Raw genomic sequence first — 26,539 nt, 5'->3', positions numbered from 1 at the left:
CAGTCAGCCTGGTAGTGGTAAGGGGTAAGTGGTAAGCGATAAGTTTAAAAGCTGGTTGGTGACAGCAACCCCCTTATTGCCTGCTGGCTTTCTTTGTCATTTTTAGATAGGTATAAAAAACACTTTCAATTCCTGTCTTAAATGAAAAATCATTTTCATTTACGCTATAGAATGTCGAGTTTTCTCTATCAAGATAACCACCACCTTTTTGTTTTAATAAGTTCCTAAATGGAATTTCCGATTTTGTAGGATTTACTGAGTTTGGGTTTTCAGTAATTTTTATTGTCGTGTCTGTATAAGAAAGCTCAATTTTATTTTTGTCGTAACTAATACTGTCATTGTCAAAATTTGATATATCATAAACATTCGTCACATTGTTTCTGTCTATATAGAGTGTCGAAATACTTTTTGGCAACTTGTCCATCCTTGTATTTAAAATTATAAATGACCTTTTCGGCTTTTGTCAAATTACCAAAGTCTTCAAACTTTATCTTATCATAGTTTGCTAATGCTTTCTTGAAATTGCCAATCTGTGAAATTGGTGAGCCGCCAAAATCTTGAGGGTGAATTTTTAATTCAAGATATGATTGTACTGTCAAGAAGCATAAAAATGAAAGGAAAATATAACCCTTTGCAACCTCTTTTTTTGTCATTTTGAAAAGTGTCCAACCAAAAGCAATTGATAGAGCAATGCATAAAGGGTAACAAATAATTCCACCTAAACCAGTAAAAGGAAAAAGGAAGAATATTATACTCTCTGAAATAAGTCCAAGTATAATGTAGATAATAAAAGTAAGTATAGGTTTACGCTTCGTCATAAGTTTGCAGGCAACAATTATAATATATGCTACAAAATTACGCAAACATCTCAAGCATAAATTGCATTAACGCAATTATTTACCATTCTACTGTTTTGTGTTTTAAAGGCAAATGGAGGGGGCACATTACGATGGATAATGGTTCTTATTTTTTTCGTTTGCTAATCAGGTCAAATATCAGGTCTGTGAGCATTTTTACATCGCTGTTTATTGTTCCCTGCATATAACGTTCGTAAACATCTGCGTTATCAGGCGGGTTCAGGTTAAGTTTCAATCCTTTCTCCAACGCAAGCAAACGTATAAATTCCCGTTGTGTTCGTCCGTTACCTTCTCTGAACGGGTGCAAATAATTTACATTGTCCAAAATTTCAGCCAGCTTTTGCGCCAATTCCTGTTGATTGGTTTTGCGAATGGCTCTATATTCTTCAACAAGATTGTCTATATACTGAAAAGCGATATTAAAACGTTCTCCGTTAAAAAATGGCTTTCCGTTTTTGCTGATATTTACTGTTCTTACTTTTCCTGCCCAGGCGTAAATATCCTGAAACAAATGGTAATGAATAGTAAGCAATGAATCAGGGCCTTTGATTTTAATGGGGTTTCCGTAAAGTTCTTGTACTCTTTTTGCAACCGCTCCACTTTCTGCAAAAAGCAAAATATCTTCATCTGTAATGCCTGCTAAATTGCGAAGTACGCCTGTTTTGGGGTCGGTATAGATATAGTCGGGGTCAATGTATTTGTAAGAATCAGACATAGGCTTTTTCCTTCGCAAACTTAATGAACTCTGCAAAAGTGATTTTTTCAAGTACATAATCCCGAATAAGCTCAATACTTTTGAATGTCGGCTCAAAACCTTCAAACATATTTGTCCCAATAGCATTTGCAGTACTTTCCAATGTTTTAAGGTCGGGAAACTGTACGCCCATAAGAGTGAGATTTTTGCGGTCTATGGCTATTGCTCTATACATTTCTTTAAGAGAAGAATATACTATAAAGATACAATGTTTTTCAATTTTACTTTACCCGGAATTGGTTTGTTACGATTATGATCTTCATACCAATGAAGTGATAAGACATAAATGGTAAGTGATAAGTAGTATGGTATAAATTTAAAAGCTGTACCTTATAGCTGAAAGCTGATTGCTGACAGCCAAACAGCTACCTCCTTCTTCGTATCCTTACCGTAGAGTTTTGCGATAAACTGCTCGACAGAAACACCTCGTACCTGTTAATACCATCGGTAATAACCATAAGCGCGGTATTGGGCGCTATAGTACCCAGGTTTTCCGCAAACATGCTTATTTCGTTATAAGGTTTGGAAGGATCCAAAACCACATAGTATATAATACCACGTTCGGTTAAGGACTGATGTGTAGATATCGGTTCTTTATTGTAAAATACAGAAATGCTATCGCCATCTACTATACCATTGTCGTAAAAGGTAAGCCGGAGTGAATCTGAATCTACCAGCAATTCTTTCGTTACAACTTCAGCACGCTTATTAAACTCTACCTGAATTTTTTTTGCCTCAAGCTGTTCAAAAGTAGGCTCTTTCACTTTCAGGTCTACGGAGTCAGGCGTTCTGTCTTCCTGGGGATTTACTACAACATCTTCTTCTGTAGGTTTCCACATTTTGGTTATGGGTGAAAACTTATCAATAAGGCTGTCTGTATTTAATTGTTCGCCATATACAAAATCGAAAGCAATATCAGGGCAGGTATATTTGTATTTGCCCTGCGTGGTAAAAACACCTTTAATATTGGTGCTCACCCTTGAGGCAGTAACGATCGCTTTTAAATCCATAATACATTCAACACCGTTACTGGCAGAGGCGCGGAAATAAGTAATAGGAATATTTTTAATGGTTATCTCTCTTTTGCCGGCGTTATAAGTGCCTTTTACGTAAAAGCTCTGAAAGCTTTGTTTAAAGTAATAGCTTATTACGCCTTTTACATCATTGCCTTCCTGCTTAAGATCTAATTCAACAAGATAGTTATTGTGAGAGCCGCCAAGCAAAATATCAGCACTTCCATACCAACTACCTTTTATACCCTGGCTAAAGCCATTTAAAAAGGATGCTAAAAAAATCAAGATGATTATTACCCTCATGCGTCTTAATTGGGAATAATGATTAATATTGGATACAATCTAACGAAGGATTTCTAAAACTATTGTAAATAAATTGTTTACGACGTTTAAATAACTCTATACGCCATATTTCCGCTTTATTTCCCGTTCCGAGTCCCTCGCTTTTATGGTTTCTCTTTTGTCATGTGTTTTCTTTCCCTTCCCTAATCCTATCTCCAGTTTTACCAAACCTTTTTCTGTAAAAAAAAGTGCTAAAGGCACAATCGTAAATCCTTTCTCCTTTATTTTTCCTTCCAGCTTATTCAGCTCTTTTCTGCTCAGCAACAGCTTTCTTTCACGTAAAGGGTCGTGGTTATTATATGTACCATGACTATATTCTGAAATATGCAGGCTTTTTATCCAAAGCTCCCCTTTATGAAAATAGCAATAGCTGTCGTTAAAACTTGCTTTACCTTCCCGTATGGATTTAACCTCTGTGCCGGTTAATACAAGCCCGGCGACATATTTGTCTTCAATATAATACTCAAAAAATGCAGAACGATTTTTGATAGACATACATTAATACGGAAAGCAGGCTATGATTTAAAAAGCGTAAGCAATGCAGCCAGCTTATCTTTAAGTTCTTTGCGGTCCACTATACAATCGAGGAACCCATGATCCATTAAGAATTCAGAGCTTTGAAAACCGGCAGGAAGATCTTTTTTAATGGTTTCTTTAATTACTCTCGGTCCGGCAAATCCTATCATTGCCCCGGGCTCTGCAATATTAACATCACCCAGCATAGCAAAAGAAGCGGTTGTTCCACCATAAGTTGGATCTGTACAGAGGGATATATAGGGAAGTTTGGCATCCGAAAGCTGAGACAGCTTACCGGATGTTTTAGCTAACTGCATAAGAGAAAAAGCACTTTCCATCATTCTTGCTCCACCACTTTTACTTATGATCATCAAAGGAGATTGATGCTCAATCGCATAGTCGACCGCCTTAGCAATTTTTTCTCCCATCACACTGCCTAATGAGCCGCCGATAAAATTAAAGTCGGAACAGCATATAACCAGGTCGTGACCATGTAATTTACCTGCTCCAACAGAAAGGGAGTCATTGAGCCCTGTTTTTGAATAGGCCTCTTCAAGCCTTTTATTATAAGGCTTAAGATCTTTAAATTGCAGGAAATCTACTGACCGTACATTATCAAACAATTCTTCGTACTCCTGGTTGTCAAAAAGAATATTAAAATATTCATGGCTGCCGATACGGTGATGATAATTACACTTTGGACAAACAAAAAGATTCTCCTTTAATTCGAGTACAGTGCAGGTATATTTACAGTTAGGACATTTCATCCACAAGCCGTCCGGAGCTTCCTTTTTTTCTGCTGTGGAAGTAGTTATACCTTTTTTTATCCGTTTAAACCATCTGCTTTTGGCTTCCTCACTACTTTTATCTTCACCAGCTAAATTTGCGTCAAAATCTTCTTCGTGTTGCATTGTAGCGCTTAAGTTGGAATTCAAGATTAATGAATTTACTTTATACTAACAAAAATAGGCCCGTCATTTTCAATAATTTATATGAGCCTGTTACAATTGGGCAACAAATATAGGCAGAAATTAAACGGCAATAAATATTATAAAAACAGGCTGCCCCGGGTGAGACAGCCTTCATTTCTTTTTGTTAGAGCCTCTAAGAATAGATGTTCTAAGGATTGGACTTTAGGGACCTCATACAAAACTCGTTGTCCAAGGTTGATCAGTTCCTCATTCAGGTTAATTGGATTTTTTCACGGGGGCTGATTTTTCAGAAAGATTATTGGATGCTGTATGTTTTTCAGGATATGGAAATTACCGGATATATGGCTTAATGGCTAAATACGCTTAAGAGAAAGTTGATTGATATTGGATTTTATCTACCCTTTTCAAAGGATTTGGACTCAATTATTTTAGGACGGTTTTTGGATCTTGGATGGTTGAGGTGTAGTTTTCCTCATCAATCAACTTCTATCCAAAGATACTCACCAGTTATCCACCATCCAATAGAGGTTTCCCCCATTTTTGCAACTTTTTTTTCTATAATTTGCTTCGTATTAAGACTTTATTAACACTCGTAATATTACTTGTGAACATAATAGAAAATTTACTGTTTAAATGCCGGTATAGATATTATAAAATTTATGTTATCATATATTAATCAAACTGTTAACCTAAAAATAGTTGTAGAACTAAAAACCACAAGAAAGGAGCTCTCTTTAAAGTTTAGCCATCGATTCAATAATATCGTACTTGGTGATAATGTGCATTTTACCACTTTCATCTTTACCCAGTATGGCACCATTCTCTTTGTTAATAAGTTTAACCAATCGTTCTACCGGCGTATCAAAAGCAACAACAGGATATGGAGCACCCATAATGGTACTTACAGCTTCGCCTTTTATAGCCGGACTATCAAATATATTGTTATATAACCCAATTTGCGAGATGGAGCCCACCTGGTTTTCATTATCCATTACAGGTATGTTCTCTATATCATATTTTTTCATTAACTCAAAAGCCTTAGCAACCGTTTCTCGTGGCTGCACCGTTACCAATGGCTTTTCTCCCCTTGTTGAAATAACATCTTTAAATGTTTTCACATCCATAAATCCACGTTCCATCATCCATTGGTCATTATATATTTTGCCCACATACCTGCTTCCATGATCATGGAAAATGCATACTACCAGGTCACCCTTTTTTAACTTGCTCCTCAGCTGCATTAATCCCTGCAAACAACTGCCCGCACTGTACCCGCAAAAAATCCCCTCTTCTTTGGCTAACCTTCTGGCCATAATTGCACCATCCTTATCTGTTACCTGCTCAAAATGATCTATCACGCTCATATCATAATTCTGAGGCACAAAATCTTCTCCAAACCCTTCAGATATATAAGGGTGTACCTCATTCATATCCAGTTCTCCTGTTCTGAAAAACTTTGTGAGCAGGGAACCATACACATCTATCGCCCAAACCTGGATATCCGGATTTTTCTCTTTAAGGAACATTGCCGTACCAGTAACTGTGCCGCCTGTTCCCGCTGTTGAAACAAGATGGGTGATTTTTCCATCAGTCTGCTCCCAGATTTCAGGACCGGTAGTTTCATAGTGCGCTAACCGGTTAGCAAGATTATCATATTGATTACAAAGGAACGCATCAGGTATTTCTTTTGCCAGTCTTTTAGCAACAGAATAATAACTTTTAGGATCATCAGGTTCAACATTTGTAGGGCATACAATTACTTCCGCACCTAAAGCTTTAAGGATATCAAATTTTTCTTTCGACTGTTTATCTGTTGAAGTAAATATACATTTATAGCCCTTAACCGACGCCGCAAGCGCAAGTCCCATACCTGTATTTCCCGAAGTGCATTCAATAATTGTTCCGCCCGGTTTTAATTTACCCTCCTGCTCGGCAACTTCAACCATTTTAATTGCCATCCTGTCTTTAATAGAATTACCCGGGTTAAAATAGTCAACCTTTGCAGCAACAGTGCATGGCAGCTCTTTGGTGATTTTATTCAACTTTATTAACGGGGTGTTGCCTATTGTTTCGAGTATATTGTTTTTTATATCCATGCCTGTAAACTTTGTGTATCTAAAGATACGATTTAAGAGGTAGAAGGTACAAGGTGGAGGGTATAAGCGGTCCACCTTCCGCCTTCTCCCCTTCAAGGCATGATTATTGCTAAATAACTAATCAGCTGTTTAACTTGTCTATTATATCCTGCAGATAACAGGTTTTATTTTGCCTTCTTCTTAACTCCCCCGGAAAAAGATGTATCACAACTGACTATCATATTGATATAGTCTTATTATTTTTTAACCACAAATAAAATCTTATATGATTTTTGCATCTTCTACTTCCCGTGCATTAAGTGCAGCATTTGCATTATTAGTATTAATTGCATCCTGTAAAAAAGAAGCTAAAAAAACAGCATCTTCAGATGCACAAAACAAAGAAACTGTTGCGGCTGCTTCAGCATCCGTTACTGCATATGCTGTATTAAATACTGCCCTGGATATTATGTTTGTAACCGGCGCACCGGAGTCTGAAAGCGAAAAAGCAACTGCTGACAGAAAATATGGTTGCGCTACAGTAACCGCTACACCCGGTGGCTTTGTGGATTTTCCAAAAGAAGTAGTAGTTGATTTCGGAACCGGTTGCACTTTAAGGGGGTATACCGGTAAAGGATCAGTGAGCTTTACATTAAATCAATGGATAGCTATACCCGGTACCGAAATAGTTCCTGTATTCAACGGTTTTTATGTAAACGGCTATAAGATAGAGGGAGATTATAAAATCACTACAGTATCTGCTACAGAGTTTAAGATTGATATTATTGACGGCATAGTTACTTTCCCTAACGGCACCGTATTTCATTTAAAAGGGACACAGAACTATACACAAACTGCCGGGTCTTCCACACCTTTGGTATTTGGTGATGATGTTTATTCTATAACAGGATATATTGCAAGCACTTCATCTTTAGGAGATATTGAGGGTACAATTACATCTCCTCTTATAAAGGAAATTGCCTGCAATAACATTACTTCAGGAAAAATTGATTTAAAAACAAATAATGCTACTGCTACACTTGATTATGGAGACGGCACTTGCGATAATATAGGAACATTAATTATTGGTCCCCTTTCCTTCCCGGTTACTTTACCATTCTGATACAACATCGAAAGAATATACCTGAGCCGGGCAAAATATTGCCCGGCTCTATTGTATCACTCCATCATTACTATATCAAAAAAGCAGCTGGTTTTTGTTACCTCAAACATTCTCAACTATCTTGCGCCATGATTATAATCTAAAAATTCATGGACAACAATTCGTTCGATATTATTGTGATTGGTGGTGGTTGTGTAGGATTGGCTACTGCATATAAATTAAACAGCAGGTATCCCTCATTAAAAATAGCGGTACTTGAAAAAGAAAGTCGTGTTTCCGCTCACCAAACCGGCCATAATTCAGGTGTAATCCACTCTGGCATCTATTATAAACCCGGATCGTATAAGGCTAAAAATTGCGTGGAAGGAAGAAGAGAAATTGTGGCGTTTGCAAAAGAGCATGGCATTGCGCATGATATCTGCGGAAAAGTAATTGTAGCCACAGAAGAAAGTGAGCTGGCGCACATGAATAAGGTATACAACAATGGTATCGCCAATGGTGTGGAAGATATAAGAATGATCACTGCTGAAGAGATTAAAGAAATAGAACCTTATTGTGAAGGTATCAGCGGTATTTGGGTGGGATGTACAGGCATCATAGATTTTGTTGGATTTACGGAAAAATTGACTGAACTACTTGAACAAAAATTTGAGGGAAGCAAAGTATTTCTGAATACAGAAGCGAGAGATTTTGTAAAGGATGGAGAAAAAACCATCATCAAAACCAATCAACAAAACTTTGAAGCAAAATATATTATTGCCTGTGCAGGTTTACAAAGTGATCGCATAGCAAAAAAAGAAGGTACGGGAACAGACAGCGCTATTGTGGGTTTTCGTGGTGATTATTATGACCTGAGTGAAAAAGGAAGAACCAAAGTCCGCAACCTTATATATCCTGTACCTAATCCGCAATTTCCTTTTCTTGGCGTTCACTTTACCAGGATGATAAAAGGTGGCGTTGAGTGCGGACCAAATGCCGTATTTGTTTTTAAGAGAGAAGGATATAACAAAACTGCTTTTAGCTTAAAAGATACTGCCGAGGCTTTTTCTTATGGCGGCACCTGGAAGTTTTTTGGCAAACACTGGCGCTTTGGCCTGGATGAATACCGCGGCGCTTTTTCAAAATCTTATTTTCTTAAAAGATTACAGAAATTAATTCCTTCACTTGAATCTGATGATATTGTACCAGCCCGTGCCGGCGTGCGTGCCATGGCACTTTCAAAGGAGGGAAGTATGATTGATGATTTTAAAATAGAAGCTAAAGACAACGCTATTCATGTATTGAATGCCCCCTCCCCTGCCGCTACCGCAGCGTTGGCTATTGGAAAAGCAGTAGAAGAAATGGCAACCAAACAGTTTAACCTGGGGTAATGAGTTAAGATAGATTACAGGTTTCAGATTCACAACCCCGCATCGTTTCACATCTTACATTGCACGCTGTTTTTCCACTATTCAATGCTGGAATGCAAGGCATGGCAGCGGTATGTTTTTTTAGATACATCGAGTCTAGCCCATCAACAAATTTCATCTCTTTCTCATTAAGGAAATGACACTGAATGAGCAATCACAACCCTTAACCACCAGCTTCTCCCATCATCTAATCCAATACACGCAAACTCTTTTCAATTATACCAGCACATTCCAGCACCTGCTCTTCAGTAATAATTAAAGGGGGGGCAAATCTTATTTTATCACCGTGGGTTGGTTTTGCCAGCAAGCCATTTTTCATCAGCTCCAGACATAGTTTCCATGCGGCGTTTTCATCATTATGTTTTATAACAATCGCATTTAATAACCCCTTACCACGGATAATGCTGATATATGGAGAATCAATTTTTTGTAATTCTTTTCTTAACAATGCCCCCATACGCTCCGCATTCTCCGCCATGCCTTCATCTTTAAGTACTTTCAACGACTCTATCGCCACAGCACTGGCAAGCGGATTACCTCCGTATGTTGAACCATGTTCCCCGGGTCTTATCGTTAACATAATTTCATCATCTGCCAGTACAGCGCTTACTGGTAATGTGCCCCCGCTCAATGCCTTGCCCAGGATCAATATATCTGGTCTTACATTTTCATGATCACAACATAATATTTTACCGGTACGGCATAAGCCGGTTTGTATTTCATCTGCTATAAACAACACATCGTTTTTTTTGCATAACGCTTTTGCTTTTGCCAGGTATGCTTCCTGCGGCACTTCAACTCCTGCCTCGCCCTGTATAGGTTCTACCAGAAAGCCTGCAATATTTTTATCGCTTAAAGCCTCTTCCAACGCGGCAATATCATTGTAAGGAATAACCGAAAAACCTGGTGTAAACGGACCGAATTGTTTGGTTGATGAAGGATCGGTACTGAAAGATATTACCGACGTAGTTCTGCCATGAAAATTACCTGCACAAACAATGACCTTTGCCTTATTCTCCTGGATGCCTTTTACTGCGTACCCCCATCGCCTGCAAAGTTTTAACGCTGTTTCAACCGCCTCTACACCTGTATTCATGGGCAATACTTTGTTATAACCAAAGTATGCTGTTATGTATGCTTCATATTCGCCCAACAGATTATTATAAAAAGCTCTTGATGTAAGTGTTAGTTTCTGTGCCTGGTTTACCAAAGCATCAATTATACGCGGATGACAATGCCCCTGGTTAACAGCAGAATAACCGCTCAGGAAATCATAATATTTTTTTTCATTGATATCCCAGACATATACGCCTTTGCCTTTTTGCAATACTACAGGCAACGGATGATAATTATGTGCACCATATTTTTCTTCAAGCGCTAAATAATAATTGGTTTTATCAGAAATAATATCTGTTAAATGCATAGCAGGTTAATTACAGAAATGAAATAATAATCAATAAAAATAACCGGAAACGTATCGCGAAAAGATACCTGTATATAATGATCAGACCAGATATTAATGATTGAGGAAATCAAGATTCTGATCGAGAAAAGATAGTATATAACCAGCGTGTATTATAAAAATAAATTTGGTGCAAGATAAGTTTTATCTGGTTAACTGCTGCATATAGTGTTTTGGCCATTCTATTGGCGCAACAGCATCTGAAGCAAATATGCCATACACGGTTGAACCACTGCCAGACATAGATGCATATACCGCACCCTGCTCATACATTTTTTGCTTTATTCCGGCTATCTCAGGATATTTTGCAAGCACAGGAGCTTCAAAATCATTGATCATTTCATGTTTCCACGTAGCCGGAGACTGCTCAATAATATACCTTACTGACTTAACCGGTTGCAAAGGACGTATATTTGAAAAAGCCCAACCTGTATTCACATGAATGCCCGGGTTAACAAGCATAATAGTATAAGCTGATAAATCCAGTGATACCGGCTGCATTTCCTCTCCTCTGCCGCCTGCAAAGCAAGGCTTATTATAAATAAAAAAAGGGCAGTCGCTGCCGAGGTGCAGGCTGTATTCTATCAATTGCTTTTCTGTGAGCCCCAGGTTAAATTTTACATTCAGCAACTTTAAGGTAAAAGCGCCGTCAGCAGAGCCGCCTCCAAGCCCTGCGCCGGAAGGAATGGTTTTGTGCAGGTAAATATCTACCGAAGGTAATTGCGGAAAATCCTTTTTAAGTAAATCATATGCCTTTAAGCAAATATTTTCTGCAGGATTTCCCTGTATATCCAGCCCGGATAAATGTATTGCCGGTGAGACAGCAGGCTGGTTGCTGGTTATTTCCAGCACATCAGTCCATTGTACAGGATAAAAAATGGTTTCAAGATTATGAAAACCATCGCTGCGTTTTGACGTGATGTTAAGCCCAATATTAATCTTACAATTAGGAAAGAGCACCACAGCAATTATAATTAAGTAAAGGAGATTTATTTTTTCTTACGGTGATTGATCTCGTCGCGTATGGCTATTGCGCGGAGATAGTCTTCCTGCTCAAGCACTTCTGAAAGTAATTGATTAAGGTCTTCCAGCGACATGCCTCTAAGATCATCTTTACTGCCTCCTGTTTCTTTTACTACCGGTTGCTCTTCATCAGATTTTTTCTTTTTGCCGGAATCTTCCATCAATATACCTGCGCTTTCAAGTATATGTTCATATGTATATATCGGGCACCCAAAGCGCACAGCAAGCGCAAGGGCATCAGATGTACGCGAATCTATCTCTACCGTATCGTGCTCATTGCTGCAAAGGAGTTTTGAATAAAATATCCCTTCCTGTAAATCGCTGATTATTATTTCATGAAGTTCTACATTAAAGGCCATCATGAAATTCTTCATAAGATCATGCGTAAGCGGCCTGCTGGGTTGCATACGTTCAAGCGCAACAGCAATAGCCTGCGCTTCAAAGCCTCCGATCACAATCGGCAAACGTCTTAACCCATTGGTTTCTCCCAGCACTACCGCGTAAGAATGAGTTTGCGTAATACTATGCGACAGCGCTACTATTTCCAGTTCTATTTTCTTCATAATCTGCTGCGAATGTACAAGAAATTTGCAAAAAGGATAATCTGAAAAACTTAAAATAAAAAAAACCGCACCTGTTTAAAACAGTGCGGTTTTAGTTGAAGGACAGTGTGTTTTCTCATGCTACGCCTTTCACTTTTTTTATCTCTTCTATCAGCCTGGGAACCACTTCAAAAGCATCGCCAACTATACCATAATCAGCAGCCTTGAAAAATGGCGCTTCCGGGTCTTTATTAATTACTACTATTATTTTACTCCTGTTCACCCCGGCAAGGTGTTGTATTGCCCCGGAGATACCGATAGCTATATATAAATTAGGTGCAATTGCCAGCCCGGTTTGACCAACATGCTCATGATGTGGTCTCCAATGTGTGTCAGCAACAGGGCGGCTGCAGGCAGTGGCTGCGCCAAGCAATTTGGCCAGCTCTTCAATCATGCCCCAGTTTTCGGGACCTTTTAGCCCACGCCCCCCACTCACCACAATATCAGCTTCACTCAACGGTACTTCACCTTTTACTTTATTTACACTGGTAACTTTTACTTTAGCCTCCTCCACTTTTACATCAGTTTTTACTACTTCAGCACTCCCCTCCCCTCCGGTATTTACTGAAAATGAGTTTGGATTAAGCGCAATAATTTTTATATCCGCATTCAGGGCAATATTGGCAAAAGCTTTTCCTGAAAACACGGTTTTCTTCACTATGAAGCCATTGCTTGTATCTGGCAATGCAACCGCACCAGATACCAATCCTGCTTTAAGCTTAACAGAAAGACGCGGTGCTACAGATTTGCCATCTACATTGTTTGAAAATACAATCACTTTTGCGCCGCTGCGCTGTACCACCTCTGCAATAGCATTGGTAAACACCTGCGCATCAAAATGGTTAAGCGCGGCATTATCTACATGATAAATTTTCTTTACGCCATACTTACCCAAAGCAGCAATATCTTCACTCACATTCCCTAGTATAATACCTTCTGCAGCAATCCCGGATTTTCCAGCAATCTCAGTGCCGTAACTCAATGCTTCAAGAGAAGCTTTTTTTATATGCCCTTCTGATTGATCTATGAATATTAAAACAGACATAAAATTTGAAATTTGAAATTTGAAATCTGCCTGCCGGCAGGTTTTAGGTTATTTAGAATGCCTTAGCTTCTTCGTGAAGCAATCTGACCAATTCAGCAGGATTATCTGCCGGAACAAGTTTTACACCAGCTTTTGCAGGCGGTAACTCAAAACTGACAATGCTTGTAAGGCTGTCAACCGCTGCAGGTTCAACTACTTTAAGCGGCTTTGTTCTTGCAGCCATAATGCCGCGCATATTAGGTATACGGGCTTCTGCCATTCCTTTTTGACAACTTACTACAACAGGCAATCCAACTTCACATACTTCTTCCCCACCTTCTATTTCTCTTGTAATAACAGCACTGGCTCCGTTAAGCTCAAATTTTATAGCCAGCGAAACATAAGGAAGATTTAATAACTCCGATACCATCCCACCTATAGAGGAGCCGTTATAATCTATCGTTTCCTTTCCGGTAAAAATAAGATCGTATGCGCCCTGCCCTGCAATTGCTGCAATTTGAGACGCAATATAATAACTATCCCCGCTGCCTGCATTTACTCTTATGGCTTCATCGCCACCCAGGGCAAGCGCTTTACGTATTACAGGTTCCGCATCCGCTTCACCAACTGTTACCAGGTGAATAATGGTTGAGGGGTCCTTTTCTTTCAATTCAATAGCACGTACCAGGGCATACCACTCATCGTAGGGGTTGATGATCCATTGAACACCATCAGCGGCAAATTTCGTATTGTTATCAGTGAAGGCTATTTTTGTTGTGGTGTCAGGCGCTTTACTGATGCAGACTAAAATTTTCATTAGAAGATATTTTATGATATAGTTAGTCAGGGAAAAAGTTGTTTATGCAACTAATTTGCATACAAATATAGCAACCCTTTCAGAATATAATGATGTATTTTATTAAAATATTGTTCAAGGATGGAAAGAAAAGAAAAATTACAGCAACTTTTAAAAGATGATCCCACGGACAATTTTTTACAGCATGCACTTGCCCTGGAATATGTAAAGGAGGGAAATGATGCCGAAGCGAAGATATTGTTTGAAGCTATTTTAGAAAGAGATCCTGATTATACCGGTTCTTATTATCATTTGGCAAAACTGCTGGAAAGGGCAAATGATTATCCAACTGCTATAGCATGGTATGAAAAAGGTATGCAGAGAGCCAGGACTTTAAAAGATATGAAAACTTATAATGAATTACAGGCAGCACATGAAGATATTGCCGACCTGTAATTCATACTTTAACAAATGACAAATGAATGAAACCCTGATCGATAGCTTCAGGCATTTTGTAACCAGCGAGCAACTGTTTACTCCTGATGATATGCTGTTGCTTACCGTGAGCGGAGGTATTGATTCTGTTGTTTTGTGCGAGCTATGTTACTCGGCTGGTTATAAATTTATAATAGCGCATTGTAATTTTCAGTTGCGGGGAGATGAAAGTGATAAAGATGAGCAGTTTGTACAAGCGCTTGCTAAAAAATATGCTGTCAGGTTTTTGGTTAAAAAATTTGATACCAACGCATATGCTCAGGCACAAAAATGTTCCATCCAGGTTGCGGCAAGGGAGTTACGATATCAATGGTTTAATGAAATTGTATCCTCTTCCAGAATTTACGAAGCAGCTAATCCTCAATATATCGTTACGGCACATCATGCAGATGATAATGCGGAAACGGTATTGATGAATTTATTTAAAGGAACGGGCATTTCCGGCATGAGAGGAATTTTGCCTAAGACAGGCAGGCTTGTGCGGCCACTTTTATTTGCACAAAAAAAAGAGCTGTTATCCTTTGCTACTAAAAATGGGTTAGTATACAGGGAAGATTCCAGTAATGCATCTGATAAATATTCCCGGAATTACATCCGGCATAATATTGTACCTGCTGTTGAGGCTATTTACCCGCAGGCATCAGTAAATATCAATAAAACAATTACTCATTTCAGAGATGCAGACGTTTTATACAACCAGGCAATTGAACATCACAAGAAGAAATTGCTTGAATTTCGTAATGGCGAAGTGTATATCCCGGTATTGAAATTGCTGCAGGCATCTCCCCTGCATACCATCATATTTGAGATTATAAAAGCATATGGCTTCAGTTCTGCTCAAACAGATGAAGTACTGAAATTGCTGAACAGCGAAACAGGGAGATTTATTGTATCGCCAACACACAGAGTACTTAAAAATCGTAACTGGATTATTATTTCTCCTTTGCAGGCGAAAAGTGATGCCATTATTGTGGTTGATAAAGAAAGCGAAGTGATTTTTTTTGAGAATGGCAGGTTGAGTTTTTCACATAAAAAATACCAGGAAAACAAATCTGCACTCCCCTCTGCTCAGAATATAGCCCTCCTTGACGTAAAAGACATCCGCTTTCCTTTATTATTGCGCCGCTGGAAACAGGGAGATTATTTTTACCCGTTGGGCATGACCAAAAAGAAGAAGATAGCGCGATTCCTGATTGACAGGAAAATGTCATTAGTAGAAAAAGAAAAAGTGTGGGTACTGGAAATGAATAAAAAGATTATTTGGGTTGTGAACCAAAGAACTGATAACAGGTTTAAAGTGAACGATAAAACAACTGATATATTACAAATTAAATTTCAGCCGGCCTGATTAACGGCTTAAAATAGCCTTCATAAAATCACTTAGCACATCAACATGATTCGTTGAAAATGCTTTTACCATAATTACAGTAAATGCAATACCAAATAATGCACCAAAAAAATGTGCGACATGCCCGATATTGCCGGTACCTTTTTTAGCTAAATACGCTGAAAGTGCGAGGAATAAAATACCGAATATATACCCGGGTATATCAAATGGAATGAACATAAAGCGGATGGGTAGATTGGGCTGTAAAATTATTCCGGCAAAGATAACAGCCGATACCGCGCCGGATGCCCCTAACGCAGTATATCCGTATATGTCTTTATATTTTATATAATCGGGAATGGTAGATACAATCAGCGCTCCAACATACATAACAAGGAAAAATATCTTCCCTCTTGCGCCAAAAAAATAAGGTGCTGAAAACAAATGATCTTCCACAAATACACCAAAGGAATACAGGGCAAGCATGTTGAAAGAAAGATGTATATAATCTGCATGAATTAACCCATAAGAAAGAAACCTGTAGTATTGGTTGTTGTTTTTAATAACTGCCGGCCAAAAAATAAGTTCGCCTTTCATCTTGGCATTGCTCATCGCTACAATAGAAATAATACTGGTAAGTATAATAATGGTAAGTGTAATGGACATCCCTTGTTTTTTGCCGAAGATAATTGAAAGCCCTGTAACAAGGGATTATCTTCCGTTAAATTATGCATGATGATATTTTTCACCTTTGATGATAGTACAGGCTCTGTATACCTGCTCTGCAAGAATGAGCCGTACAAGCTGGTGAGGAAAAGTAAGCGAGGATAATGACCATATGAAATTGGCCCTTTTTAAAATACTTTCATCAATACCATAAGCACCCCCAATAAGAAATACCAATTGTTTTACGCTTTCATTGGCCCGGGCTTGTATAGTTGCTGCCAGTTGAACTGATGTAAGCATCCTGCCTCTTTCATCAAGGGCTACCAGGTAATCCTCTTTTTTCAGGTTCCCCAATATCAATTCGGCTTCTTTGGTTTTCAATTCATTTTCTGTAATGGAACCAGCGTTTTTGGGAGGTGCTATAATTTTCCATTCCAGAGGATAATATCTTGCAATACGTTTTGTAAACTCATCAATACCTTGTTTTATATTCACATCATCAGGCTTTCCTATAGTATAAAACAGCACTTTCATAACTAACCGTTTTTATGCTCTGTTAAAATACTGTTTGCAAGATTGGTCATTGTGATAGATTGAAAATTATATGTTTTATTCAGGTATTGATAATGCTTCAGGATCTTCTCAAGAAAAGCAAAATTCTTATCCTGGTGTATACCAAAATTATGAGGATGCCACCACAGATGAAAGGTAAGGTTGTTTTTTGCAGCATATGTCATACCGTTTATAATTCTTCTCAGCCTTAATGGTTCAAACAAAGCCAATGCAGGAGAATAAGGACGAAGTAAACGGCTTGAAGGAATATCTACAGGAAAAGAATTTTTAAGATCGCTAAGGCTATAACAATTGTTTCCGGATATATTAATGTATGCATCCATCTTCCTGAAGAGCCTGCGGAGCATTAATTTTAATTTTGCTTTTTTACTTCCTCCAAGTGAAATCAGGAATTTCAAAAAAACATTACTGATTTCTTTTGTTGAATCATAAACCCAATGCCTTTCATTACCCCTGTATGAAGTAATACCAAGGCTGGTACACACATCGGTATACTCAACATTATATTGATTTCTTGGAAAAATAATAGAAGTAATCGGAATGTTAAATGCAGCAGCAATTTTTTTTGCTGCAATCAAATCTTCTCTGAATTGTTCCTTTGTTTGACCGGGCTCTAAACAATAATAATGAGAAAACGTATGTGTACTTATCTCATGCCGGGGATGCTTTTGAATAGCCCTGATCAATAATGGCGCATAATGGTATGGATCATCGGTATGATTATCTTTTATTTCGTTAAAGTGACCATTATACGGCGATAAATTAGTATCGGAATATGTAGGCAATAAAGCAGGAACCTCCGGCAACAACCCGGCTTTGGTTTCAAAAAAAAGGAACCCGACAGTTGCAAAAGTTGCTTCTACATTGTATGTGCCAAACGCATCAAGTAATTTTGGAATAACAGAATGAACCCCGGCAATATTTTTTCCATATTGCTCAATAGTAACAAGGTCACGGACCCCCCACATTAACTCAAAGTCTAACGATATAACAAAGTTTCCATGATTCATTTTGAATGTATTGTACCTGCTGATTGATATTAGTATTACTTCAGCAATCGTGTATATATATCCAGATACTGATCAGTCATCAAATCAATATCAAATTTTTTAACTGTTTCAAAGTTCGTTTCACTCTGCAACAAAGCAAACGCTTTATCCTCTGCTACTTTTCTTATTTTTTGTGATAAAGCGTCAACATCTCCGGTTTGGAATAGGGCAAAGGGATTATCCATAAACATTTCTTTAATTCCATAGATATCTGTTCCAATAAATGGCTTTCCTGAAGCCATTGCTTCCAGTACCACACAGGATAATCCCTCCCAATGGCTCGAGAGGATATTAATATCCGCAGCTTTCATTAATCCTGGTACATCTTTTCTTACGCCCATAAAATGTACCCGTTGCTCAACATTTAAGTCTGTAGCCAACTGCCTGCATTCTTCAAGTGTTGCACCTTCTCCGGCAAGGTATAGATGATACCTGTCGTCTAATTGTTGCATAGCCTTAATTAAGGTATGCTGATCTTTCTGATCACGGAATGCTGCCACCATTAATAGATTTATTTGATTTTCAGGCAACGATACGGGAACGGCGGCAGACAGATCGTTAACATTTACCGCATTATAAACAATTGGTATATTAGGATGTGCCACACGTTTCCACAATACATCTTTTACACTTTCACTAATAGCTATAAGTGCATCAAACCTGTCATAAATAAACTTATCTACGGGTTGCAGGTAAGATTTTGTAAACCGGCGGTTAGAATTATTGTGTTCGGTTAAAAGATACTTTGCTTTTTTGTTAGCAGGTCTAACGATTTTAGCTAATGACGTCCAATATATAGCGGGAAACAAATGCGCATGTATGATATCATACTTATCAAAATATTTTGCCGCCATCAGCGCATTATAGGGCGAGTATAAATGTTTTGATTTTATATTTAAAACCTTCACGTTTTTCTCCAGTAGAATATGAAGAAACGGGCCTTTATCTTCAGTAAACAACAAAACATCCGTCGGCACATTCTTTTTGTTCATTATAGGTACAAAATCAGCAATAAGCTTTTGAGCTCCTCCGGCTGTTAGGGCATTAATAACCTGTAAAACTTTCATTGATAACTAGGGTGATTTTAAAAAATATCCAATCGATTGATATATAATATAGAACGAACAATAAAATACATTTATTATAGAAAAGATTCTCAATCAGGCTGTATTCAGCATAAGCATAAATTCTTCTTCTTTTGTTACCATTTTTGCCTCGTAATGAAAAAGAATGAAGAAAATAAACAAATATTCATTTGAGAACAGGTCTCCTGAAAATAAAGCGTTTAAAAAAAAGAATATAAAAAGAGCACATAAGAGTTTAAGTGTACGGTTTTTAAAAATCAAAGTGTATTTTCTAACTACACTATAAAGCATAACCAGGATAAAAGATGCCCCGATTATTCCATTTTCACAATATAGTTCAGCAAAAATATTATGGGGATATGCTCTTGTATCCCTTTGCGACATGATATAGCCAAAATTTCCGGTGCCTGTACCCCAAAAAAAACTACCTAACCCTCTATACTCTAAAGCAACACCAATAAGATCTTCTCTTTCGGCTCCCGAAGAACTTTCTCCGGAAAAACGTGAAATGAAAAAGGAGGATGAAAAAAAGTCAATAAAATTCAATAATGCCAGAACCCCAAGGCATATAAAAATAAATATGATAATATTCCGCATATTTTTAGCAAGCCTGCTGTCAGCAAAAAAAATCAATGAGGCTACTATCAAGGCAAAAATCGGCCCTTTTGAGCCGGAAGTAATCATGTAAAGAAAGATACACAGCAGGTATGCATATGTCAGGTAATTGATCTTACCCTTTTTAAGGGAATACAATGCTATCAGAAACAAAAAACCAAGATACCGGGCAACCCATATGGGATTTAGTAAATAATCTTCATTATCGTCTGATTTAGTAACGCCAAGCCTTACTATCTCGCCCTGCATAGATTTAAAAAAAGTTATAGGATCGCCAAACTTACTAAACAGTAAGAAAAGAAATACTGCGCCGCTAAAAAAAGTTGCCTTTACAAAAAGATCAAAATTGTTTATGATAATAAACCCATACAGGTAAAATAAAAAAACCCAGGCAAATAAGATATTGAGTTTATCACTGCCATACTTAAGCGCGTTTGTATAAAGCAGCCCTATAAAAAGAACAAGAAAAAACAAAATCAGTATTCGCAGCTCTGGCACGAAATTAAAGCGGGGTTTTGTCAGGAAGGAAAAAAGTATATAAAAAAAAACGCTTACAGCAATCATCGTAATCGGCGAAAAAAAAGACTTCAAACTATATGGAAAGAAGTATGTAGAATAACCCAAAAAAATAGGCACAGTAATCCATACTGCTAAAAATCTATCTACCTTACCAGTTCCTGCCATATAATAATTTATAGAAGTCAGTTGAAATAACCAATGACACCTTGATTTCCGAAATACTATTATATATCAAAATTAACTCTCCGCTCTTCTTCTGAAAAGCCTGCGCCATCCATTTACAGCCTTATCGGGAGCGTCAAAATATTCAGTGTAGCCATAGTTTTTAAACTTTGTATAGTTCCTTCTTTCTCCTACCCTGTTAATAACGGTATATAAATGCTGACCCGGATTCTCTGCTATTTTTTTATTCAATTCCTGCAATACAAACTTAAACGTATATTCATGACGCAATACAACCAGGTTAATATCGGCATATTCAGCCAATAATGAAGAATCTGTTACGAGGCTATATGGAGGAGTATCAAGAATAATATAATCAAAATCATTCTTTAAAGCCTCCATCATAACATTCATGTTTTTTCCAAGAATAAGTTCAGCAGGGTTGGGGGGAATAGGACCTGCAGGTAACAAAAACAAATTGTCATTAAATCCAGGCACTTCATGTAGCAATGATTTGAGATTAACGGAATCACTGCTGAGATAGTTGCTGATCCCCTGCCCTGCCTGAATTTTTAGTGATTGGGATAATCTTGGCTTGCGCAAATCAAATTCCAATACAACAACTTTCTTATCTAATAAGGCAAAGCTTGCCGCAAGATTTAAGCTAACAAATGATTTACCTTCTGCAGGACGATGTGACGTTACCAATATTATCTTCGAGTTTTTCCCTCCATTTCTTACAAACCCGATATTTGTCCTGATTACCCTGAACTGTTCAGCAACAATTGAACGGCTTCCTTTTTCAATAACAATAGGAGATTTCTCTTTTCTTGCATACGAGATCTCTCCTAATACAGGAGCTTTACATTTATGCTCGACTTCGGTTTTATCACCAACTTTGTTATCAAAAAGACTGGCGAAATAAATAACACCTGCGGGTAATAATAAACCCAGTAATACAGCTATAGCAAGTACAAGCTGTTTATTAGGTTTTACTTTACCTGCATTCCTTGGCTTTTCTATGCTACGGGAATCCAGGGTAGTAGAAGCGAGTGTTATGGCTGATTCTTCCTTTTTCTGAAGCAAAAAGAAATATAACTGCTCTTTTACAGACTGATCTCTTTTTATCTGTACAAGATTCTTCTCCATTTGAGGTATATTCCTGATCCGTAATGACAATTCAGCATCCTTGTTATTTATATTATTCAGTGTAATTTTATATCCTTGCTTTAGAATTGAAATATTACTTAGCAGGCTTGATTTTGCATTCACAACCTGATTCCCCAGATCAACTGTAATGGGATTTTTGGGGCCCAGCCGTTCCGTTTGACGCTCCCTTTCTAATACAAGCTTATTATAATCCTGTATTAAACCGGCTAAGGATGGTTCAACGATTCCCGAAGCAGATGTTACCATCCTGCTGTCATCCTGGTTATTCTTTATACTTTCTTCTAAAGATTCCAGGATGTTCAAATTGGTTTGTTGTTGTGCCTTTTGCAGGTCAACTTCCTTGGCCTGGTCAAGATATTGCTGAGCTTCCGCTGATACGTCGGTAATTTTATTGGTACTTTTAAACTTTTCAACCTGTCCTTCCACCAGTCTCAATTCTTTTTCTATTATTGCAAGCCTGCTATTAAGAAACTCGAGCGTATTTGTACTCACTTGCTTTTTATCTTCCAGCCCTTGTTCGTTATAGGTATCTATAAGGGCTTTTAAAGTAGCCCTGGCTTTTCGCTGATTATGATCAAGTATTTCAAGTCCGATGATACTACTTGTTTTACTGAGTGGCTGCACCGATAACGCCTTAAGATAGCCACTAACACTTGCTCCTACCGGATAAAAACCAAATGTGTATTTTGAATCAACATTAACAGTATCCGGAATTTTATGGGACTGAACATTATAGGAAGGGTTATTTAAAAATTGAATAATAATCCCATTAATATTAAACCACTTTTCCAAAACAACATCCAAAGAAGGATGAGTCTTGCTATAATTTACCTCCCATTTATCTTCTTTAAGATTATGATTAACCAACCAGCTGAATGGCTCTGAAATGGTATCAGGATTAGCTACTCTTACAATTAAAGGAAATTCTTCACCGAACACTGAGCGGCTTGTCAGTGTTCCCTTGCTCTTAATATGCAAAAACAACTGCTCTTTCCTTACCGCAGACTCCATTAAATCATAACTCTTTAGAACTTCTACTTCATTATCAACCAGCTTGCCGCCGCCACTCAGATTAAGTTCTTTTAACAAGGGGTTTTCTAATAACCCTGCTCCACCTTTCTTTTCATCTTTTATAAGAACAGCGGCCTCTGCCTTATACACCGGCTCAGCATATCTATTATACAATATTCCCAATGCAAGCGTTGAAATCAATGACAAAACAAGCCAGGGCCAATTATTAAGTATTTTTAGAAATATCTGTTTAGGATCAATTCCTGAATCGTCCTGTCCGCTATTAATAATTTGGGACCTTATATTTTGTGTATGCGATTGCACGGCTATGGTATTTAAATTTAAAAATTACTTACTTTATCCTCGTTAAAGCAACTATACCCAGCGAAATGAAACTGGTTATAATTGGTATTAAAACATTTAACCCTTCAGTTTGCAATCCTTTTCGCTTGATTGGCTCAACATATACTACATCATTTTGACGAAGATTATAATAAGGAGACCTCATTACCTCGCTATTATTTAAGTCTAAATGAGCAACCTCAACCTTATCACCTGCCTTTCTGATTACTTTTATATTATTGCGTTTTGCAAAAACCGTTAAATCCCCGGCCATACCTAATGCCTCAAGTACATTAATTTTTTCACCCACTATCTGCAATGTGCTCGGTCTATTAACTTCTCCCATTATTGTTACCCGAAAATTAACCAATGTTGTGCTCACTACGGCGTCTTTCAGGTATGGAACCACAGCTTCTCTTATAGTAGCTTTTGCCTGATCGGTAGTGAGCCCTGCAACTTTAATATCGCCAATGCCAGGTATTGTAATGCTGCCTGAAGGCGATACGATGTATAAGCTTTGCATCATCGGCGAATTCTGCCCAGATACTACCGCTGTTCCCATCAGGTTAAATAATTGAGCTGCCTCAGGGCTTACACTGCTTATTACTACCTGAACCTGGTCATCAGCCTGAAGCTTTAATGGATTTTCTGCAGCAACTCTTACCTCCTGCACTCTTGCCGCATCAACATTCAGGTCCTGAAAATACGGCAGTTGTTTGCCAACCCTGCACGAAGAGAAAACAAAAACAGCAAGCAATAAAATAAGACTTTCTTTTTTCATATTTAAATATTATAATGTTAGCAGCTTTAATCAATATATCCAACAGTTATATGGTTTAAGTAATAAAATTATCTTAAAAACACTCACCAAAATAAATATTCACGCATTATTACTCAGATATCCATTCTTTTTTTATGAACTGCGCCAATGTATTCATTTTTACATCCCATGATAAAACATCTGTTGCATATGTCCTCATATTTTGTTTATAGCCTGGTATTTCTACAACCCGCTTCACAAATTCCACCAAAGGAGCAATTTCAACAGGAGTTTCTGCTGATTCAATAGCATGCACATATGGAAAGCTCTCTGGAAATTCCTCGTCTTTGCCACTATTAACAAATGGAATTCCTCTTGCACAATATTCACGCGCCTTAAGAATCGAGGAATATATTATATTACTTCTATGAATTGCCAAAGCACCAATAGCCAAATCAGTTTGTTCCAATATATCATCTAATTTTTCACCGGAAAGAAATCCATGGAAAACCACATTTGAAAGTGCAAGCTCTTCTGCAAGGTTTTTAAGATTCTGGAACTCACTTCCCCTGCCTACTATATGCAATATAACATTGTCTCTACCTGTATAATTTTGCAAGCCCCGCAAAAGCCGGTCAACACCATGCGGAGGGCTCAGTTCGGCAACACATGTAAAATTAAATACAGCATTGTCAGTATCTGTAGTTTTTTTTCGTAAAGGAACAGCTTCTACCTTAATTCCATTTCCAATTACCATTTTGGAAACCCCGTATTTTTCGGGATTAAAATGTTTGTATATAACCTCGCTGGTAACTCCAATAATAAGATTAACATTTTTCAGGATAGCCCTGTGATATAAACAAAGACTCAAATAATAGAAGTAGCTTTTACGCCAAAGTGCTTCCTGGAAATTATTAGACAGGATTTCAAGTATTACTTTCTTTTTAGTTTTCTGCAAAGCCTTATAAAACCAGCGCGCAGGAACATAATTTCGAAGATAAATTATCTCATTATCATCTCCTTCAAGCAGCACTTTCTGATAACTCTGCTTTAAAGACCTGATTGCATTTAATTTATCGATAAATGATTTATATGGTGGTGACTGGGTTGGCAGGAATTTAATAAACTCATGTTCAAACACATCCTTTTCTCCCTGGTTTCCAAGGAACAATACTTCCGCATTAATGCCATTTTTAGCAAGTCCCTGCACCTGGTAAATAACCTTTTTATTCACTCCGCTCTGAGGTGTTCCATAGTAAATAGCTACAAGCTTTAGTTTATACTCTGCCATTGGGTATCCTTTTTATTTTAGAAACATACATTTTGAACAAAGCCTTATCCTCATTTGTAAATGATAAAATAGTTTTAATACTTATGCCGGTATCTTTTGAATATATCCATAAGAAAAGGAAAGCGGCGAAAATATAGCTCACGGTTGAAGCAAAAGCAGAACCATTCGCGCCGTAAGAGGGTACCCATAAAATATTCAATATAATATTTAGGATGGCAGACGGTATCATTGCTTTCATTGACAACCAGGGTTTACCTCTGCCTGCCATGTCCATGTATAATACTTTAAATATCGTTAGTACAAACACTCCCGGCAACAGCAACCTTAATACCATTATGCTTCCCTCAAATTCTTTTCCATATAAAAAATAAATAACCAAGGATGCCATAAGGTACAGCGCTGCACAGGCAATCAGCATAACAACGCCGGCAAACCTGAGTAACCTGCAGGTCTTAAGGGAAAAATCCATACGGTCAGTTGCAGCAGCACTACGTGAAAATATCAGTGAGCCCATCAGCATAGGAATTTCCCATAAAAACTGTGCAATGAACACACCTTTACTATATAACCCTATTTCGGTAGCAGAAGACAATCTTTCCAACACCACAACATCTCCGTAATAGTTAATGTTAGCTACCATTAAAGCAATTGCATAGGTAATACCAAGACTGAGCATCTTTTTTATGATGCCGCGGTTGAAGATCGGTTTAAAAGCAACAAATTTCGACATCTGTGTGAAAACAACAACGGACATAATCAACGCACCTGAAAAGGTTCCTATCATTGACCCCGTAACCCCAAGTTTTAGCATAACAACCAGTACCAGGGTTGCCAAAAAATTAATAGCAACAGGTATCCAGTTGATCCTGTTAAACTCTTTTATCCTTTGCTGTCCAAGAAATATGCCTGAGCTGTAGTTGGTATATAATGTGAAAGGAATTCCGATAATGGCAAGCAATACATAAATCAGCGGGTAACTCTGGTGAGTAAAAAAGTAAATTAACAGGAAGCAAATAAGCATACTGAACAAATTGGTAAACATCCATATAGCCAGTACAGACCCGTAAATCTCATTAGTGCTGTATTTATTTTGTCCGACAAAATAGGTAGTAGACTGCTGTATTCCTAAGGATCCGATAGACATAAACAGGCTAGGATATACCATCAAAGCCGCAATTATTCCGTTGCCCTCAGGACCAAGAAACCTTGCCGTTAGCATAGCAGTGCCAAATCCTAAGATTATAACGATGCCTTTGCTTGTTAAAACAGAAATCAGATCCTTTGCAAATGAACGTGCCAATGTTTTATTTCAATTTTATACTTAGTATTACAACAAACCAATTTGCATTTTATTATTTAATATACAGATTATCCTATAATTAAAATAATTATACAGCTTTGCCTTACCGGATACCAGCAGTGCAGCAATTGATCTGCATCGTTTTATACCGTTGCAAAATGTTAAATAATTGATATTAGGATTTGGAAGGAAAACGCTTGATTTGTACTTTTTTCTTAAAGTATTTTCTTATCATAAACAAGAAAA

26 protein-coding genes are annotated in these 26,539 nt (G+C 37.7%); 4 read left to right on the top strand and 22 right to left on the bottom strand.

Annotated elements, in window-relative coordinates; translation table 11 throughout:
• Positions 1–73: 73 nt before the first annotated feature.
• The 8 genes from DC498_RS20935 to DC498_RS20900 all read right to left on the bottom strand — a co-directional run bounded on the left by DC498_RS20935 (position 74) and on the right by DC498_RS20900 (position 6,510).
• Complete coding sequence (locus tag DC498_RS20935; protein ID WP_116876119.1) at positions 74–373, bottom strand: hypothetical protein; 300 nt, start codon at positions 371–373, stop codon at positions 74–76.
• The gene (locus DC498_RS20930; RefSeq protein WP_116876118.1) at positions 357–818 is read right to left on the bottom strand and encodes a hypothetical protein; all 462 of its coding nucleotides are present in this window, start codon (positions 816–818) and stop codon (positions 357–359) included. The genes DC498_RS20935 and DC498_RS20930 overlap by 17 nt, the downstream gene beginning before the upstream one ends.
• A 145-nt stretch (positions 819–963) precedes the next feature.
• On the bottom strand, positions 964–1,572 hold the full coding sequence (locus DC498_RS20925) for a Fic/DOC family protein (RefSeq protein ID WP_116876117.1): 609 nt from the start codon (positions 1,570–1,572) through the stop codon (positions 964–966).
• Positions 1,565–1,744 carry an antitoxin VbhA family protein gene (locus DC498_RS20920; protein WP_206197714.1) on the bottom strand — a complete coding sequence of 60 codons (180 nt, stop codon included), beginning with the start codon at positions 1,742–1,744 and terminating at the stop codon, positions 1,565–1,567. Before DC498_RS20920 ends, DC498_RS20925 begins: the two co-directional genes overlap by 8 nt.
• A 232-nt stretch (positions 1,745–1,976) precedes the next feature.
• Entirely contained in the window at positions 1,977–2,927 is a 951-nt protein-coding gene (locus DC498_RS20915) for a hypothetical protein (protein WP_116876115.1), read from the bottom strand.
• Between the two features lie 96 nt (positions 2,928–3,023).
• Positions 3,024–3,461, bottom strand: coding sequence for an SsrA-binding protein SmpB (gene smpB / locus DC498_RS20910; RefSeq protein WP_116876114.1), 438 nt, complete (start codon positions 3,459–3,461; stop codon positions 3,024–3,026).
• A 20-nt stretch (positions 3,462–3,481) separates the two neighbouring features.
• Complete coding sequence (gene accD, locus DC498_RS20905) at positions 3,482–4,417, bottom strand: acetyl-CoA carboxylase, carboxyltransferase subunit beta (RefSeq protein ID WP_240628066.1); 936 nt, start codon at positions 4,415–4,417, stop codon at positions 3,482–3,484.
• A 731-nt stretch (positions 4,418–5,148) separates the two neighbouring features.
• On the bottom strand, positions 5,149–6,510 hold the full coding sequence (locus DC498_RS20900; protein WP_116876112.1) for a pyridoxal-phosphate dependent enzyme: 1,362 nt from the start codon (positions 6,508–6,510) through the stop codon (positions 5,149–5,151).
• A gap of 265 nt (positions 6,511–6,775) precedes the next feature.
• On the opposite strand from DC498_RS20900, the gene DC498_RS20895 reads away from it, so the two are divergent.
• Both DC498_RS20895 and lhgO read left to right on the top strand, forming a co-directional pair.
• A complete protein-coding gene (locus tag DC498_RS20895; protein WP_116876111.1) occupies positions 6,776–7,612 on the top strand; it encodes a hypothetical protein in 837 nt (278 codons plus the stop codon).
• Between the two features lie 149 nt (positions 7,613–7,761).
• Positions 7,762–8,982 carry an L-2-hydroxyglutarate oxidase gene (gene lhgO / locus DC498_RS20890; RefSeq protein WP_116876110.1) on the top strand — a complete coding sequence of 407 codons (1,221 nt, stop codon included), beginning with the start codon at positions 7,762–7,764 and terminating at the stop codon, positions 8,980–8,982.
• 226 nt (positions 8,983–9,208) lie between these two features.
• Here the strand turns inward: lhgO and rocD are convergent, their stop codons facing one another.
• The 5 genes from rocD to DC498_RS20865 all read right to left on the bottom strand — a co-directional run bounded on the left by rocD (position 9,209) and on the right by DC498_RS20865 (position 13,949).
• Positions 9,209–10,444, bottom strand: coding sequence for an ornithine--oxo-acid transaminase (gene rocD / locus DC498_RS20885; protein WP_116876109.1), 1,236 nt, complete (start codon positions 10,442–10,444; stop codon positions 9,209–9,211).
• Between the two features lie 183 nt (positions 10,445–10,627).
• Positions 10,628–11,443, bottom strand: coding sequence for a 4-(cytidine 5'-diphospho)-2-C-methyl-D-erythritol kinase (gene ispE, locus DC498_RS20880; protein ID WP_240628065.1), 816 nt, complete (start codon positions 11,441–11,443; stop codon positions 10,628–10,630).
• Between the two features lie 29 nt (positions 11,444–11,472).
• Complete coding sequence (locus DC498_RS20875) at positions 11,473–12,069, bottom strand: bifunctional nuclease family protein (protein WP_116876107.1); 597 nt, start codon at positions 12,067–12,069, stop codon at positions 11,473–11,475.
• Positions 12,070–12,184: 115 nt separating this feature from the next.
• Complete coding sequence (locus DC498_RS20870) at positions 12,185–13,153, bottom strand: electron transfer flavoprotein subunit alpha/FixB family protein (protein ID WP_116876106.1); 969 nt, start codon at positions 13,151–13,153, stop codon at positions 12,185–12,187.
• A 52-nt stretch (positions 13,154–13,205) separates the two neighbouring features.
• Positions 13,206–13,949, bottom strand: a complete 744-nt coding sequence (locus DC498_RS20865; protein ID WP_116876105.1) for an electron transfer flavoprotein subunit beta/FixA family protein — start codon at positions 13,947–13,949, stop codon at positions 13,206–13,208.
• Between the two features lie 120 nt (positions 13,950–14,069).
• On the opposite strand from DC498_RS20865, the gene DC498_RS20860 reads away from it, so the two are divergent.
• Both DC498_RS20860 and tilS read left to right on the top strand, forming a co-directional pair.
• Positions 14,070–14,384, top strand: a complete 315-nt coding sequence (locus tag DC498_RS20860; RefSeq protein WP_116876104.1) for a tetratricopeptide repeat protein — start codon at positions 14,070–14,072, stop codon at positions 14,382–14,384.
• Positions 14,385–14,406: 22 nt separating this feature from the next.
• Positions 14,407–15,771: a tRNA lysidine(34) synthetase TilS gene (tilS, locus tag DC498_RS20855; RefSeq protein WP_116876103.1), complete on the top strand. Its 1,365-nt coding sequence runs from the start codon at positions 14,407–14,409 to the stop codon at positions 15,769–15,771.
• On the opposite strand, the gene DC498_RS20850 is transcribed toward tilS, so the two are convergent.
• From DC498_RS20850 to DC498_RS20810, 9 genes are all read right to left on the bottom strand, one after another.
• Positions 15,772–16,416 carry a rhomboid family intramembrane serine protease gene (locus DC498_RS20850; protein ID WP_116876102.1) on the bottom strand — a complete coding sequence of 215 codons (645 nt, stop codon included), beginning with the start codon at positions 16,414–16,416 and terminating at the stop codon, positions 15,772–15,774.
• 60 nt (positions 16,417–16,476) lie between these two features.
• Positions 16,477–16,950 carry a 23S rRNA (pseudouridine(1915)-N(3))-methyltransferase RlmH gene (locus DC498_RS20845; RefSeq protein ID WP_116876101.1) on the bottom strand — a complete coding sequence of 158 codons (474 nt, stop codon included), beginning with the start codon at positions 16,948–16,950 and terminating at the stop codon, positions 16,477–16,479.
• A 2-nt stretch (positions 16,951–16,952) separates the two neighbouring features.
• The gene (locus DC498_RS20840; RefSeq protein WP_116876100.1) at positions 16,953–17,999 is read right to left on the bottom strand and encodes a polysaccharide deacetylase family protein; all 1,047 of its coding nucleotides are present in this window, start codon (positions 17,997–17,999) and stop codon (positions 16,953–16,955) included.
• Positions 18,000–18,034: 35 nt separating this feature from the next.
• Entirely contained in the window at positions 18,035–19,105 is a 1,071-nt protein-coding gene (locus tag DC498_RS20835; protein ID WP_116876099.1) for a glycosyltransferase, read from the bottom strand.
• 93 nt (positions 19,106–19,198) lie between these two features.
• Positions 19,199–20,422, bottom strand: coding sequence for an O-antigen ligase family protein (locus tag DC498_RS20830; protein WP_116876098.1), 1,224 nt, complete (start codon positions 20,420–20,422; stop codon positions 19,199–19,201).
• A 72-nt stretch (positions 20,423–20,494) separates the two neighbouring features.
• A complete protein-coding gene (locus tag DC498_RS20825; protein ID WP_116876097.1) occupies positions 20,495–22,924 on the bottom strand; it encodes a GumC family protein in 2,430 nt (809 codons plus the stop codon).
• Between the two features lie 28 nt (positions 22,925–22,952).
• Entirely contained in the window at positions 22,953–23,723 is a 771-nt protein-coding gene (locus DC498_RS20820) for a polysaccharide biosynthesis/export family protein (RefSeq protein WP_116876096.1), read from the bottom strand.
• 109 nt (positions 23,724–23,832) lie between these two features.
• Positions 23,833–24,993, bottom strand: coding sequence for a glycosyltransferase (locus tag DC498_RS20815; protein WP_116876095.1), 1,161 nt, complete (start codon positions 24,991–24,993; stop codon positions 23,833–23,835).
• A complete protein-coding gene (locus DC498_RS20810) occupies positions 24,980–26,293 on the bottom strand; it encodes a flippase (RefSeq protein ID WP_116876094.1) in 1,314 nt (437 codons plus the stop codon). The genes DC498_RS20815 and DC498_RS20810 overlap by 14 nt, the downstream gene beginning before the upstream one ends.
• Positions 26,294–26,539 lie beyond the last annotated feature (246 nt).

This window comes from Terrimonas sp. (assembly GCF_003075435.1).
Lineage (GTDB): Bacteria > Bacteroidota > Bacteroidia > Chitinophagales > Chitinophagaceae > Agriterribacter.
Note: the sequence above shows the minus strand (reverse complement) of the source record. Positions and strands in the feature narration are given on the sequence as shown.

Excerpts from the sequence above, each read along its gene's own strand:
- DC498_RS20870 (WP_116876106.1), bottom strand. The coding sequence starts at position 13,153 with ATGTCTGTTTTAATATTCATAGATCAATCAGAAGGGCATATAAAAAAA.
- DC498_RS20895 (WP_116876111.1), top strand. The coding sequence starts at position 6,776 with ATGATTTTTGCATCTTCTACTTCCCGTGCATTAAGTGCAGCATTTGCA.
- DC498_RS20900 (WP_116876112.1), bottom strand. The coding sequence starts at position 6,510 with ATGGATATAAAAAACAATATACTCGAAACAATAGGCAACACCCCGTTA.
- lhgO (WP_116876110.1), top strand. The coding sequence starts at position 7,762 with ATGGACAACAATTCGTTCGATATTATTGTGATTGGTGGTGGTTGTGTA.
- DC498_RS20930 (WP_116876118.1), bottom strand. The coding sequence starts at position 818 with ATGACGAAGCGTAAACCTATACTTACTTTTATTATCTACATTATACTT.
- DC498_RS20820 (WP_116876096.1), bottom strand. The coding sequence starts at position 23,723 with ATGAAAAAAGAAAGTCTTATTTTATTGCTTGCTGTTTTTGTTTTCTCT.
- DC498_RS20840 (WP_116876100.1), bottom strand. The coding sequence starts at position 17,999 with ATGAATCATGGAAACTTTGTTATATCGTTAGACTTTGAGTTAATGTGG.
- DC498_RS20915 (WP_116876115.1), bottom strand. The coding sequence starts at position 2,927 with ATGAGGGTAATAATCATCTTGATTTTTTTAGCATCCTTTTTAAATGGC.
- DC498_RS20830 (WP_116876098.1), bottom strand. The coding sequence starts at position 20,422 with ATGGCAGGAACTGGTAAGGTAGATAGATTTTTAGCAGTATGGATTACT.
- DC498_RS20815 (WP_116876095.1), bottom strand. The coding sequence starts at position 24,993 with ATGGCAGAGTATAAACTAAAGCTTGTAGCTATTTACTATGGAACACCT.
- DC498_RS20920 (WP_206197714.1), bottom strand. The coding sequence starts at position 1,744 with ATGGGCGTACAGTTTCCCGACCTTAAAACATTGGAAAGTACTGCAAAT.
- tilS (WP_116876103.1), top strand. The coding sequence starts at position 14,407 with ATGAATGAAACCCTGATCGATAGCTTCAGGCATTTTGTAACCAGCGAG.
- DC498_RS20860 (WP_116876104.1), top strand. The coding sequence starts at position 14,070 with ATGGAAAGAAAAGAAAAATTACAGCAACTTTTAAAAGATGATCCCACG.
- DC498_RS20875 (WP_116876107.1), bottom strand. The coding sequence starts at position 12,069 with ATGAAGAAAATAGAACTGGAAATAGTAGCGCTGTCGCATAGTATTACG.
- DC498_RS20925 (WP_116876117.1), bottom strand. The coding sequence starts at position 1,572 with ATGTCTGATTCTTACAAATACATTGACCCCGACTATATCTATACCGAC.
- rocD (WP_116876109.1), bottom strand. The coding sequence starts at position 10,444 with ATGCATTTAACAGATATTATTTCTGATAAAACCAATTATTATTTAGCG.
- DC498_RS20835 (WP_116876099.1), bottom strand. The coding sequence starts at position 19,105 with ATGAAAGTTTTACAGGTTATTAATGCCCTAACAGCCGGAGGAGCTCAA.
- DC498_RS20850 (WP_116876102.1), bottom strand. The coding sequence starts at position 16,416 with ATGTCCATTACACTTACCATTATTATACTTACCAGTATTATTTCTATT.
- smpB (WP_116876114.1), bottom strand. The coding sequence starts at position 3,461 with ATGTCTATCAAAAATCGTTCTGCATTTTTTGAGTATTATATTGAAGAC.
- DC498_RS20865 (WP_116876105.1), bottom strand. The coding sequence starts at position 13,949 with ATGAAAATTTTAGTCTGCATCAGTAAAGCGCCTGACACCACAACAAAA.
- DC498_RS20845 (WP_116876101.1), bottom strand. The coding sequence starts at position 16,950 with ATGAAAGTGCTGTTTTATACTATAGGAAAGCCTGATGATGTGAATATA.